The organism is Psychrobacter sp. JCM 18902 (assembly GCF_904846615.1).
GTDB lineage: Bacteria > Pseudomonadota > Gammaproteobacteria > Pseudomonadales > Moraxellaceae > Psychrobacter.
Genome location: NZ_CAJHBK010000001.1, coordinates 1,540,557 through 1,554,205 on the forward strand (window position 1 = coordinate 1,540,557; position 13,649 = coordinate 1,554,205).

A 13,649-nucleotide genomic window follows, 5' to 3' on the forward strand; every position below is an offset into this window, starting at 1 on the left:
GCTCAGTAGCAGCATCCACAATTATCGCTATCAACCCTACATGTAGAGACAGTAATGATCGTATTTTGGCTTGTGCTGACCATTCTTTTTATTATTTTTGCCACAGCAAAGTTAAAGTGGCATCCTTTTTTAGTATTGATATTATCAGCCTTTTTAGTAGCGCTATTTTACCAAGTACCGCTTAATACCGTTGCTAAAACCATCTCTGATGGCTTTGGCGGTATTTTAGGTTACATCGGTCTGGTTATTGTCTTTGGTACTATCATCGGGCTAATCCTTGAAAAAACAGGTGCCGCCATTGTAATGGCAGAAACGGTCATCAAAGTTTTGGGACCACGCTTCCCTACTTTGACCATGTCTATCGTTGGTGCTGTGGTTTCAGTGCCAGTATTCTGTGACTCTGGTTATATTATTTTAAACTCATTGAAAGAAACATTGGCCGAGCGTTTACACGTATCCAGTGTGGCGATGAGCATTGCCTTAGCGACAGGCTTATACGCAACTCATACCTTTGTACCGCCAACCCCAGGTCCAATTGCCGCAGCAGGTAACTTAGGACTAGAGTCCAATTTAGGTTTGGTCATCATGTTCGGTGTGGTGGTGACAGCGGTTGCTGTACTGGCTGGCTGGTGGTGGTCTAATCGCTTCTTGAATGTCGCTCCCGACAATATCGATGCACTGGATGCGCCAGCAGCGACTTTGCCTGAAAACATGAAGACACGCGACGACTATAGCAACATGCCATCCGCAACAATGGCGTTTTTGCCTATTATTGTCCCTATCGTATTGATTTGCTTATCGTCTGTTGCTAACTTCCCAAGTGCACCATTTGGCAGTGGCACGTTGACAGATATTTTAGTGTTTATCGGCAATCCACTCACGGCATTACTGATTGGTTTATTCTTGTCTTTCTTATTGATTAATACTGAACAAAAAACGCAGCAAATTAGCGACAGCATCTCACAAGGTTTGGTTGTGGCAGCGCCTATTCTCTTAATCACTGGCGCTGGTGGTGCATTTGGTGCCATGCTAAAAGTGACACCAATCGGTGACTATTTAGGCACGACATTGTCTGCGTTAGGGCTTGGTATTTTTATGCCATTCATTGTCTCTGCTGCTCTAAAAACGGCACAAGGCTCAACCACAGTCGCCTTGGTCACCACCTCTGCGATGATCGCGCCGTTATTGGATCAAATTGGTCTCGACAGTGAGCTTGGTCGCGTATTTTGTGTGATGGCCATTGGTGCAGGTGCCATGACTATCTCGCACGCCAATGACAGCTTTTTTTGGATTGTCAGTCAGTTTAGTCGTATGAGTGTGGCGCAGGCTTACAAAGCCCATTCTATGGCAACGGGTATTCAAGGCGTGACCAGCATCGTCTTTATCTGGCTATTAACCTTGGTATTTATTTAAAGAGATTCAAAGAGACATTCATGAAAATTTTAATTGCTCCCGACTCATTTAAAGAAAGCTTAGACGCACTGGATGTTTGCCGCGCCATTCAATCTGGCTTCAGCCAAGTGTTTCCAGAGGCTGATTATAAGCTACTGCCGATGGCTGATGGCGGCGAAGGCACATCTGCGGTACTGTCTTATGTATTGGGTGGGCGCTGGAAAGAAGTAGTGGTCAATGATCCACTGATGAGACCGATAACGGCAAAGTATTTGTTATTGCCCGACGCTACGGCTGTCATCGAAGTTGCTCAAGCGTGCGGATTACATCTACTGACAAGCGATGAACGCAATCCTGTGATTGCTAGCAGTTACGGTGTCGGCGAGCTGATTGCTGATGCGTTAGAAGAAGGGGCTAAACGTATCGTGATTGGTCTAGGTGGTAGCGCAACCAATGATGCAGGTCTTGGCATGCTAATGGCATTAGGCATCACATTTCACGATATCAATGACACTCTACTCACTCATGGTGGTGGCGCACTTGCCAGCCTACATAGGCTTGATAATATAAATCTTCATGCAAAGGTATTAGACACAGTATTTGAAGTCGCTTGTGATGTGACCAATCCATTATGTGGTCTTTTGGGTGCGAGCGCAGTATTTGGTCCACAAAAAGGCGCTTGTCCAGAGCAAGTAAAAGCTTTAGATAAAGCACTCAGTCACTTTGCCACCATGTGCGGTCATCACGGTTATGAGGACTACCAACATGTCGAAGGCGCTGGAGCAGCTGGTGGTCTTGGCTACGCGATGATGACATTCTTTCAAGCTAAGCTAAAATCAGGTTTTGACACAGTTGCTGAGGTGGCTCATTTGTCGCAGCATATTGCAGAGGCTGATCTCGTTATCACTGGCGAAGGTAAGCTCGATGCGCAAACAGCCATGGGTAAAGTGGCAGGTGGTATCAGTCAAGTCGCCAAGGCTATCCATACACCTGTTATCGCTATCTGCGGCAGTGTTGACGGACTCAAACCTGCGCAAACCAGCCAGTTCGAGGTCATCATGCCCAGTATTCAAAAAGTAGATACCATCGAAAACGTACTGAGTCAGGCTTATGGCAATATTGAAACCACAGCTGTCAATATCGCTGCGAGTATCAAACTTGGGCAAAACTTGAAATAACGATAGTCTATTAAATAAGCGGCTTCTATTAAATGCACAGCTATTTAACCTTTGATAGCTTTGATAGCTTTGATAGCTTTGATAGCTTTGATAGCTTTGATAGCTTTGATAGCTTTGATAGCTATGCATTTATCATTCATTTTCAAAATATCTATAGCCATTTCGTTACTTCATCAATGACAGTATGCAGTCTATTAGAGAGTGCATGCCGTCGTCTTACCGCAAGATATAGCGTCTCGCTAACGGCAACAGGCAGATGATGGCTTTTAATCAGCTCAGGCTTTGGATAAGCAGCCACTGCATGTGCAGGTAGCACGGTAAAGCCTATACCCCTACTCACTGGCTCTAAGATTAAACCAATCTGATTAGAAAAGCCTTTTTTCTCAAAATCATTGATATGCTGGAATTGCTCATAATTGGCAGTCAGTAGCATACCTGCATGATGTGCACCATCTGGATGATCAATAAAACCAAGCTCGGTGAGATGCTCCCAGCTAGGCTCTACCTTAGTTGCAGGTGTCACTAATATTAGCGCTTCTTGCGCCATAGGTTTGCAACTAACCGTTTCATCATCTGAGACATCCGTCATAAAACCAATGTCAATCTCATGATTGGCAAGCGCCTTCTCTATATCAGAATTTGGGGCAAAGCGATAATCAATCACTAGCTTTGGATGCTGCTGTTGTAAGGTCAAAAGCTGCGGATATAGCTTGAGTCCCACACTACCCGGTGACATCAAACGCACCAATCCTTCGTAAGGCGGATCTTCACCGATACGCTGCTCCAGATTTGATAAGCGCTGCAATATCTCCCCTGCTTCTTTATAGAGCTGTTCACCTGCATTGGTCAGTGAAAACTGCTTTCCTTGACGAATCAGTAAGTCTGTGTCCAACTGATCTTCTAGCTTACGCATATGCTGACTCACGCCAGATTGGGTCATGTGTAAGCGTTCAGCCGTACGAGTGAAGTGCCCGAACTCGGCAAGCGCACAAAAAGTGCGCAACCATGTGATATTTATCATTACGATACATAATTATTTATATAATATTTGATAATTTTACATAATAATCGTATGTTTGTATACTGGCCTCACGTTAAATAAGAGTACAACTAACAGGAGCAAAAGCTATGAACAACGTTTATCCAAGGAGTTTTTCGCACATCGGCCTTTCAGTTCCCGACCTAGAAGCCGCCGTAAAATTTTATACTGAAGTGATGGGTTGGTACACCATCATGGAGCCTACTGAGATTGTTGAAGATAATAGCCCGATTGGTGAGATGTGTACTGAAGTATTCGGTTCAGGTTGGGGCAGTTTCCGTATTGCTCACCTATCTACTGGTGACCGTATCGGTGTTGAGATTTTTGAATTTAAAAATCAAGAAAACCCTGAAAACAACTTTGAGTATTGGAAAACAGGTATCTTTCACTTCTGCGTTCAAGATCCAAATGTTGAAGAGCTGGCTGAGCGCATAGTTGCAGCAGGCGGTAAAAAACGTATGGCAAAACCACGCTACTACTACCCTGGTGAAAAGCCATATCGCATGATTTATATGGAAGACCCGTTCGGCAACATCGTCGAGATTTATAGCCACAGCTACGAGCTTATCTATAGCGAAGGCGCGTACTAAGCTTAAGATAAATACAGCTTAATACAGCCTTGACTTGTATCTAACTGATAAACCAATAGCGACCTCAGAATATGAGATCGCTATTTTTATTTGTCTGCTTTCTACATGAGCAACCTATTATATAAGAGGTAAGCCATGCTACTATTTAGGTAGCTATACATAGCATCTACCAAACGAAACAACCCATTATCAAGGATGATAAATGACAAACTCTGACGTTGCCTTAGACATGGATGACTTTCCCGTTATTAGAAAAGACGATAGAAAAAGTGGCGTGGTCACTCTCACCTTAAACCGACCAAAGCAATTCAATGCCTTATCCGTTGAGCTACTCTCTGCGCTACAAGCGGAACTGGACAGTATCGCTCAAGATGACAATATCCGTGTAGTCATCATTGCAGCAAATGGTAAAGCGTTTTGTGCCGGTCACAATCTAAAAGAGATGCGCGCACATTCAGATGAAGCCTTTCAGCGCGCCCTATTCCAACAATGCAGTCACATGATGCTCACTATTAATCGTATGCCGCAAGTCGTGATTGCAAAAGTGCAAGGCATCGCGACAGCAGCAGGGTGCCAACTGGTTGCCGCCTGTGATTTAGCCGTTGCCGCTGATGAAGCCAAATTTGCCACTTCAGGGATAAACGTTGGGCTTTTTTGCTCTACGCCTGCCGTTGCAGTCAGTCGCAATCTACCTCGTAAGCAAGCGTTTGAGATGCTAATTACTGGTGAGTTTATCGATGCACATACTGCTTTACAATATGGCTTAATCAATCGAGTAGCCCCAGCGGAACAATTAGAACAAGTCTTGCAATCGTTGATAACGGCGATTACTACCAAATCTCCAGTAGCAGTAAAAACTGGCAAAGACATGTTTTATAAGCAATTGAATATGAGCGTCGAAGATGCTTATGACTATGCCAGTGAAGTGATGACTTGTAATATGATGGCAGACGATGTGAGTGAAGGTATTGACGCCTTTATTGAAAAGCGTCAAGCCGTATGGAAAGGATGCTAACTGTTTGACGAAAATACTCTGACTAAAGAAAGATGACGTTGCTATTATTATGAAGCCATCAAAGCGCCCACAATCATAAATGCAACGGCTATGAGTGATCTCAAAAATGGTGAACTGCACTCTGCCCAGCGAGTGATAATAAAGTATAAATTGGCAAATGGAAGAAATAGATATAACAGCCCACAGAGTACCGACTCTTGGAAGGCTATAATAATTAACTTAATGCTATAAATAATGCACATGATACTTGCGATGACAAGTAAAATAACACCTATGAATTCCACGTGAATTTCCTCAAAATGTTCAATAAGAAACAAACTATTATTAATTTAAAAAGACATTGAAAATATAACTACCAGCAGTTTGCTTAGCCATCAATGCTAAAAAATGATGGTTTTGAGAGGCTGTTTATTATCTCAGAACTGTTGCTGGCGTATAATAACAGGTAACGTGAGAAACACATAATATTATAAACATAAGTTGAATAAATATAGCTTAATCTACTTTGATAGCTTATAAAAATATACTCACAACCAATCTATGAGAAAACAGGAAAACAAAAAAAGGCCATGATAGCGATATCATGGCCTTTTTTAAACAACTACTACCATCAATCTGTTACTTACTCAGCGGCGATAGCTATCATCTCAACCAACAGCTCAGGACGTGCCAATGCAGACTCGCCACAAGCACGAGCTGGCGGCTGAATACCTTCAAACCACTGGTCATAGACTTCATTCATAGCAGCAAAGTCAGCCATGTCTTTTATCCAAACCGTTACTGATAGTAGTTTTGATTTATCGCTACCCACTTCTTCTAACAACGTTTGGATTTTTTCCAAACAAGTCAATGTTTGCGCTTTGATTTCGTCTTCTGCATTACCTACCTGACCACATAAATAAATAGTCTGATTATGGATTACAGTTTTGCTCATACGTTGATTGCTATGCAGCTTCTTTATCATGTTATATACCTTCAATTTATTAATTTAAGTCTGTGCTAAATCTGTCAAATGCGCTGTTAATTAGAAAAACGCTGGGCACTGAATGGCGCAACATCTACTAATAATGGCTTGTCATGAATCATCTCTTCAACGAGACGTCCTGTCATAGGCCCTAAAGTAAAGCCTTGATGACTGTGACCAAAGGCAAACCATAGTTTTTCATGCTTGTCTGCAGGACCAATAACTGGCTTCATATCAGGCATACAAGGACGTGATCCTGCCCATGCTTCACTCTCAACCGCATCTTCTAATGGTAAGATTTTTCTTGCCAGCTTCAGAACCGTTTTTAATTGACCAAAGTTCTTTGGTGCATCCATCGTAGTCATCTCAGCACCAGTCGTGATACGGATGCCTTGCTGCATTGGACCCATCACAAAGCCTTTGTCCATATCGAACATGCTGTGATTGATGGTATTTTTTTCTGTTACTTTGAAATGCTGATGATAACCACGCATTGGGAACAATGGCAGATTGTAACCCAGTGGTCTGATCAAGTCATTCGACCATGGACCCGCTGCAATGACCAACTTATCACTATAATAAGTGTCATTATCAGTGATGATTTTCCAACCTTCACCATCTTGTACGATTTCTTTTACATCGCTCTCTTTAATTGTACCGCCCATCTCTTGGAAATTTTTCGCATAGGCTTTTACGAGGGAGCTTGGGTTTGACACTTGCCAAGAGTTTTTCCAATGAATCGCACCAACGAAACCTTCAAAATTAGCGCTAGGCTCCATGGCTTTTAGCGCTTCAAGGTTTAGTACATTATGCTCCACGCCTTGATTGCGCGCATCAATGGCTGATGCTTGTGCTTCTTTGAAGGTGTCTTCAGAACGATGCAATTGCAACCAGCCATCACGAGTAATTAGCTCGTCAGCACCAGAGGCTGAAATCATCGTTTGATGTTCACTGGTACAATGCGCGATCAACGTCTGCCATTCTGATTCTATTTTTTTGACCGAAGCGGGCGTAGAGTATTTCCAGTACTGTAGCAGCGCTTGGTGATAACGCAAAATTGCTGGGATACGATAGCGAATATCAGTGCCTTGGTTCGGCAATACTCGGATCATCTCAGTCAGTTGACGAGGAAAAGGATGGGTATGAATGGCTTCGCGCTGAATCAATCCTGCATTGCCATACGAGGTCTCTGACCCTGGCAACTTCTTGTCTAACATCAGCACTTTTGAATTATTTTTTTGTAAATGCCACGCGACTGACGTGCCAACCATACCTGCACCGATAACGATCACTTCATAGCGCATAACCTATCCTTTTCTTATGGTGTTAATACAAAGTATCAAATATGAGGGTCTAACGGAATAAGGTGGTAATAGTAACGCATTGAGCTGAATATTAAACCCCAATCTCATAAATATTTTTGCTATTAAATACTTTTGGTTATGGGGTTTTTGAAAAGGTATTTTTGATAGGAATAATGAGAGTTTGGTTGATAAAATAGTAATGATTAGCCATCATTTTTAAAAATACTAGATGCGACTTAGTGCTATCAATTTCTGTGCTATAGTTTGGTCTTTTTTTAATTTAGAAATGATCAGCCGCCTAAGCATTTTAATTATAAAATTTGATAAACAGTATTTATGATGTGCCAGTGAGGTCAGGGCTAATATTTTGATGATTTAGAAGGTTTAACAAATGAGTATTTACGCACAAAGACTGGCCTCTCAAATTGAGTTCATCAAGCAGTGTGCTTTGATGAAAAAAGCGCCTACTCAAGATTTTGCTAAACACAGTGATTTCACTTGTACTGAGGAGCAATTATTAGGCTTGCCGGGTATCAACCTTAACATCGCCGACGATACCTCAGAGGACGTTTGGCTTCGTTTAGAGCGATTGCGTGAAAACTCAGCACCTAAACCTAGTAGCTCACTGTTAGCACATTGGTTAGTATTTCCAGCCAAATTTAACGAACCACCGTCACTAAAAGAAAAGACATCTGTGCAATCATTCATAGATGATGGTCTGTTGTCCTCGGGCGCTACAGACGTATTCACTCCGTTTGAAGTTGAAAATAATTATACAAATGAATCATTAGAGGTAGAGGAGCCATTACAAGCAGAGATTTATTTAAGAGATTTTCCTGCAAGAGATGCTGTACGAGATGAATTCAATACATACCTCAAAGACGTTTGGAAACCTTGGCTAGCAGAAGAGAAACTCGTTCGCCAAAGCATTGCTTTGTATTCCAGTCTATTCATGCTTAACCAACAGCTTCAGGGCAATCTCGCTGATGCACAGTTAGAGTTGGTGTGGGGTGTGGGTATTGCCATACAAAAAAGCACGGACGATGAGCAAAGTAGTAAACAGATAAAGTATCCACTATTGACGCAATCTGTTGAAATCACATTAGATCAAAAGACAATGGCATTACTCATCAAGCCTACCTTATCTGCTCCCACGCTTGAAACGGAGCCTTTTTCTATAGAAGAAAATCAGGGTTTGGCTAAGTTATTAAAGAACAGCAAAGATTTTTATGATTCAGAAGATGTGTCCTTAAGTCCTTTTTTGCCAAGTAGCTATGAGCCTATCTTAAAGTCAGCCGTTACTTTGCTTGATTCCTCTGGCGTTTATCAACCAGATCATACTAGTGCAGATGATCGAAAAATCCCTAAAGCGCAAAACAACCTGATTGTTACTGACACATGGGTCATTATGGCGCGTCCTAGAAGTAACAATATCTTTTTGCAAGACTTAAATAACTTATCCATTCAGCTAGAATCCGTCACTGACATTGATTTACCGAGCGCCCTTAAGGCAATGCTGACAGAGCCTGCTACAGAAAACAAAGAATATATACTGCCTGCTTATCGTGGTTTGTCTATGGTGAGTGGCAGTGATAGCTATATCGGCACGCCAGCCGAGCTATATTTCCCCAAAGCGTTCAACGATGAACAAGTACAAATCATACAGCAGCTAGATGTTCACGATGGGGTGGTCGTTCAAGGCCCGCCCGGCACAGGTAAGACCCACACCATTGCCAATGTCATTTGTCATTACTTAGCGCTGGGTAAGCGAGTATTAGTCACGTCGATGAAAGACCCCGCGCTAAAGGTACTACAAGGACAACTGCCTGAATCTATTCGCCCGCTCGCCGTTAGCCTACTGACCAGTGAAAACGAAGGGTTAAAGCAGTTTGAACATACCATCAAAAAAATATCGAGCGAAGTATCTAGTATCAATCGCGAGGCCTACAAAAAAGACATTGTCATGTTTGACAATCAAATTGACACCATTCATGCACAGCTCGCAAGCACTGATCATAAAATCACGGCTTGGGCACGGTTAAACCTTGATGACATCACTATCGACAATGAAACGATCAAGCCCATAGATGCTGCGACTGAGGTTGCTCAAAACAGACAGCTTACCGAAAGCTTTCCCGATAAGTTGGGTATCGAAGAGACCTTTAAACCTCGATTTACTCATGCTGATATCACAGCGCTAAAAGATGCAAGAGTAAATCTCCGCAATGATTTGGGTTATCTTAATAAAAAAATTCCTGACATTGCAGACATGCCGCCTACCAACGCTATCAAGCAACTTCATAAGGATTTGAGCTATCTCAATGAGTCGCAAGCAGCTGAACAGCAAGGAGCGCTACCAAGCTTAATCAATGATAGTGCTAGTACGATAAATATTGCTCAGGAAATCACTGCTAGTACATCTCGTTTGACTGACCTGCTACAAAAAATTGTCGCGGCTGGGCAGGGCTGGACGACGGATATTCAGCAGCATCTAGCTAACGAGACTAAGCAAGACATCATCGCTCATCTCACTATACTGAACGATGAAATCAAAGTGCTTTTTGATGAGAGAACCATTTATTTAACCAAACCTATTACAATGGCTGATGCTTTTGATAAAAATCCAGAGCTCGTTGACGCGGTGAAAAATTTATCTGAAGGCAAAAAGCCATTTGGTCTCGCTGGGATTTTTGGCAAATCTGCTGAAAAGAAAAGCCTTGAGTCTATTACGATAGTCTCGTCAGCACCATCAAGTACGGCAGACTGGCAGTATATATCTAGCTTTATAGCGTTTAGAAAAAAATCTCAAGCACTTATCCTTCGATGGAACGCCCTATCAAATGAGCTTTCCTTACCAATATTTGAGGTATTACCTAATAATCTGTCTGCGTTACATTCAGCCGTTCATCTATACGATGAAATCATTGATAGTAACAACTTACAACACAGTATCAAACAGGCCTTAAGCACTATATTCACAGATTGGAGTGTTATTTCTGCAGCATCTTATGACACAGGTATTTTGGCTGAGATTGAAATTGTTCTTACACAACATTTAAAAAGACATAGTCTGGCTGAAAGTCTCACGTTAAAAGAGACCTTACTTAATAAACTCGCTGACTGTAAAGGCAATATTAGTGAAAAAATGACGGCTTTTGTCACTCAAAATATTGGTGATCCGAGTTTATCTGACGATGAATTACAAACAGACTATCAAGAGCTGCTGAATGAGCTGCAACGCGTGAATAACCTTGCAATAGACTTACAGACAGTCACTGCTGTTACTCAGCTTATAGAAGACAGTGGTGCGCCACTTTGGGCAAAGAAATTGCGTTATGAACCTTGTCATAACCCTCAAGACACATATATGTCGGATAACTTGCAACCTGACGACTTACTGCCTGATAACTGGCAGCAGATTTGGCGAATTGCTAGATTGACCAGCTTTATAGACAGAATCGATGGTCGCAAAGAGTTGGTTCAACTGGCCAAAACTCGTGGCAATTTAGAAGTAAACTTAACTAGACTCTATCAAGAAGCAATTACCAAAAGAGCATGGCTAAAAGTTGCAGAAAATGCGACACCAAACGTGAGAGCCTCTTTAGAAAAATACCGCTCTGCTATTATGCGTATCGGTAAAGGAACCGGTAAAGGAGCGCACTATTATCGCAGTGAAGCGCGCGAAGCCTCTGCAGGAGCAAGTGCTGCTATCCCGTGTTGGATTATGCCGCATTATCGCATTTCTGAATCCTTGCCAGCAGAATTTGGCAGTTTTGACTTGGTTATCATCGATGAGGCCTCTCAATCTGACTTAACGGCATTGCCAGCCATTATGAGAGCCAAAAAAGTGCTAATCGTTGGTGACGATAAGCAAGTGTCGCCAGAAGGCGTCGGTCTCGATATCGAAAAAATTCGTAACCTGATGGCACAGTATTTGAGCAATCAAGTCCCTGTTTATCGCTCACAAATGTCACCTGATCGTTCAATCTACGATTTATTCAAAGTCGTTTTTGCAGATAGCAGTGTGATGCTAAAAGAACATTTTCGTAGTGTGGCACCTATTATTGAGTTCTCAAAACGTGAGTTTTACAATCATGAGCTGATACCTTTGCGTAAAGCCAAGCCCTCAGAGCGCTTAGACCCACCATTGATTGATGTTTATGTCACTGACGGCTATCGTCTCAAAGGCTCTGATATTAATCCTTCAGAAGTCAGATTTATTGTCGATGAAATCAAAACCCTCGTCTCTGACCCAGCTTACAAAGGTAAAACCATCGGTGCTGTCTCATTGCTAGGCAATAAGCAAGCACATAATATTATGGAAATACTCAACAAAGAACTAGATGAAGCGGTAATGACGGCTTTTGATATTGCTTGCGGTGATGCCAGAACCTTTCAAGGTAAAGAGCGCGATATCATGTTTTTGTCATTGGTAGTGGCACCCGGAGCTGCCCATGCACAAACGAGAGATACCTTCGCCCAGCGTATGAATGTCGCTGCCTCAAGAGCTCGCGATAGAATGTATTTGGTGCGCAGTATTGAGTTGGATGAGCTTAGCCAAGCTGACCATTATCGCGCTGAACTCATCAAACATTTTCAAGCGCCATTTATGCAAAATGAAGAGCAAGTAGCTGACTTGCGTGATAAATGTGAGTCACCCTTTGAAACGGAAGTCTTTGATCTTCTGGTGGAGAGAGGCTATCGAGTGGTTCCACAGGTTAAAGCAGGTGCATACCGAATCGATATGGTTGTCGAAGGTGAAAACGACAACAGCCTAGCCATTGAATGTGATGGCGATAGATATCATGGGCCTGACAAATGGGACAGCGATATGCAACGTCAGCGTATTTTGGAGCGTGCTGGCTGGAAATTCTGGCGCTGCTTTGCATCCACTTTTGTCACTCGTAAAAGTGAAGTCGTCCAAGATTTATTAGCAGAATTAGAACGTTTAGAGATTTATCCAATCACTACCGACACGGCATATAGCAGCTCGTATGTTGAATCTAGAATCGTCACGACTGTTGATGCACCACAGATCGATATTGAAGCCGAGACCTAAACATTTATAGCCTGCTAGATACTCAGTTCATAGCGACTATCATAATTATCTTAAGAAAAATCCGTCTTTTATCAAAGCACGGATTTTTCTGTTCTTAACTATACTTAAACTTAAAGAATCACCATTCACTACAAGCCACTATTTTACCTAGCTTATTAATACAGACAGACGTACCATCACTTTTCTCTTCTATCTGCGCTGTACCATTATTAAAATTGAAATACGTTGCACCAAAAGAAGTAACGCTCATCCTCTGTACTTTATCGTCCGAGAACTTGAAAGGAATGACAGTTCTATTGGCACCATCTATGAAGCCCCAACGATTACCTTTACGCACGCCAGCGAGCTGCTCACTAAAAGGTCTTATTTCATCATAAATGAAAGGGACAGCAACAGCTCCCGTCTTGGTAACAAATCCCCATTTATCATCTTTAATTACACCGAGCAGACCTTCATTAAAACCATAGTGCCCACCCAAATGACCATCCAGACCGTCGTATTGCGGGGCAACAACTTCTTTACCGTTAGTGTCTATAAGACCCCATAACTCCGTATTAAAGTCATAAACAGGAGCCCTATCATTGCTAAAAGAATCCATCATGGCGTAGTTATTTTCAAAACTGAGAATAACTTTATTGTTAGTATCGATGACACCATATGCACCATCTTTTACAACGACAATTTTACCTTGATAAACAGGGTTTGCCCAAACCTCATTATATTTATCATTAGGATCTATTAAGTTGTCGTAAATAGTAGGTACGACCAGTTTACCTTGTTCGTTGATATAGCCGACTTGATCGTTTTTTAAAACAGGAAAAAATCCATCGCTGTACAACCACGCCTCAACTTTATCAAAATCTTTGAGACTAGCTGTTACTTTACCTTTTATATTGAGTAACGCTTGTGGACGATAATCGTCATCATAAGCAACAAATAGATGCTTATTATCAGTACATTGAATATTTCTATAGTGACTCTTCGGCGGCATACAATCCTCAGCAGCTAAAGCAGGCAAACTACTTATTGAAGAAATAATTGGGACTAATAAAGCTTTAGCTATTTGCTTATACAAAACCTAATACCTCGAAATATTATTACTGCGAAT

9 protein-coding genes are annotated in these 13,649 nt (G+C 42.0%); 5 read left to right on the top strand and 4 right to left on the bottom strand.

Features of this window, described 5'->3' with window-relative positions:
- The first annotated feature begins 54 nt into the window (after window positions 1-54).
- Together JMY05_RS06285 and JMY05_RS06290 are read left to right on the top strand one after the other, a co-directional pair.
- Window positions 55-1,413 (top strand): GntP family permease, encoded by a 1,359-nt coding sequence (locus JMY05_RS06285; RefSeq protein ID WP_045446891.1) that lies wholly within the window; start codon window positions 55-57, stop codon window positions 1,411-1,413.
- A gap of 20 nt (window positions 1,414-1,433) precedes the next feature.
- Entirely contained in the window at window positions 1,434-2,570 is a 1,137-nt protein-coding gene (locus JMY05_RS06290; protein ID WP_201614524.1) for a glycerate kinase, read from the top strand.
- 151 nt (window positions 2,571-2,721) lie between these two features.
- Here JMY05_RS06290 and JMY05_RS06295 read toward each other — a convergent pair whose 3' ends face one another.
- On the bottom strand, window positions 2,722-3,591 hold the full coding sequence (locus JMY05_RS06295) for a LysR family transcriptional regulator (protein ID WP_201614526.1): 870 nt from the start codon (window positions 3,589-3,591) through the stop codon (window positions 2,722-2,724).
- Window positions 3,592-3,698: 107 nt separating this feature from the next.
- Between JMY05_RS06295 and JMY05_RS06300 the strand changes: the two genes are divergently transcribed.
- Window positions 3,699-4,199, top strand: coding sequence for a lactoylglutathione lyase family protein (locus tag JMY05_RS06300; RefSeq protein WP_045446885.1), 501 nt, complete (start codon window positions 3,699-3,701; stop codon window positions 4,197-4,199).
- A gap of 202 nt (window positions 4,200-4,401) precedes the next feature.
- Entirely contained in the window at window positions 4,402-5,214 is an 813-nt protein-coding gene (locus JMY05_RS06305; RefSeq protein ID WP_045446882.1) for an enoyl-CoA hydratase, read from the top strand.
- A 622-nt stretch (window positions 5,215-5,836) separates the two neighbouring features.
- Here JMY05_RS06305 and JMY05_RS06310 read toward each other — a convergent pair.
- Together JMY05_RS06310 and JMY05_RS06315 are read right to left on the bottom strand one after the other, a co-directional pair.
- Window positions 5,837-6,175: a RidA family protein gene (locus JMY05_RS06310; RefSeq protein WP_045446934.1), complete on the bottom strand. Its 339-nt coding sequence runs from the start codon at window positions 6,173-6,175 to the stop codon at window positions 5,837-5,839.
- A 59-nt stretch (window positions 6,176-6,234) separates the two neighbouring features.
- Entirely contained in the window at window positions 6,235-7,482 is a 1,248-nt protein-coding gene (locus tag JMY05_RS06315; protein ID WP_060490823.1) for an NAD(P)/FAD-dependent oxidoreductase, read from the bottom strand.
- A gap of 391 nt (window positions 7,483-7,873) precedes the next feature.
- On the opposite strand from JMY05_RS06315, the gene JMY05_RS06320 reads away from it, so the two are divergent.
- Window positions 7,874-12,541, top strand: a complete 4,668-nt coding sequence (locus JMY05_RS06320; RefSeq protein ID WP_201614528.1) for an AAA domain-containing protein — start codon at window positions 7,874-7,876, stop codon at window positions 12,539-12,541.
- 118 nt (window positions 12,542-12,659) lie between these two features.
- On the opposite strand, the gene JMY05_RS06325 is transcribed toward JMY05_RS06320, so the two are convergent.
- Entirely contained in the window at window positions 12,660-13,616 is a 957-nt protein-coding gene (locus tag JMY05_RS06325) for a WG repeat-containing protein (protein ID WP_045446879.1), read from the bottom strand.
- Window positions 13,617-13,649: the final 33 nt, after the last annotated feature.

What these genes read in the sequence shown, in the direction of transcription:
- JMY05_RS06320 (WP_201614528.1), top strand. Translation starts at nt 7,874, where the DNA reads ATGAGTATTTACGCACAAAGACTGGCCTCTCAAATTGAGTTCATCAAG.
- JMY05_RS06285 (WP_045446891.1), top strand. Translation starts at nt 55, where the DNA reads ATGATCGTATTTTGGCTTGTGCTGACCATTCTTTTTATTATTTTTGCC.
- JMY05_RS06290 (WP_201614524.1), top strand. Translation starts at nt 1,434, where the DNA reads ATGAAAATTTTAATTGCTCCCGACTCATTTAAAGAAAGCTTAGACGCA.
- JMY05_RS06315 (WP_060490823.1), bottom strand. Translation starts at nt 7,482, where the DNA reads ATGCGCTATGAAGTGATCGTTATCGGTGCAGGTATGGTTGGCACGTCA.
- JMY05_RS06305 (WP_045446882.1), top strand. Translation starts at nt 4,402, where the DNA reads ATGACAAACTCTGACGTTGCCTTAGACATGGATGACTTTCCCGTTATT.
- JMY05_RS06295 (WP_201614526.1), bottom strand. Translation starts at nt 3,591, where the DNA reads ATGATAAATATCACATGGTTGCGCACTTTTTGTGCGCTTGCCGAGTTC.
- JMY05_RS06300 (WP_045446885.1), top strand. Translation starts at nt 3,699, where the DNA reads ATGAACAACGTTTATCCAAGGAGTTTTTCGCACATCGGCCTTTCAGTT.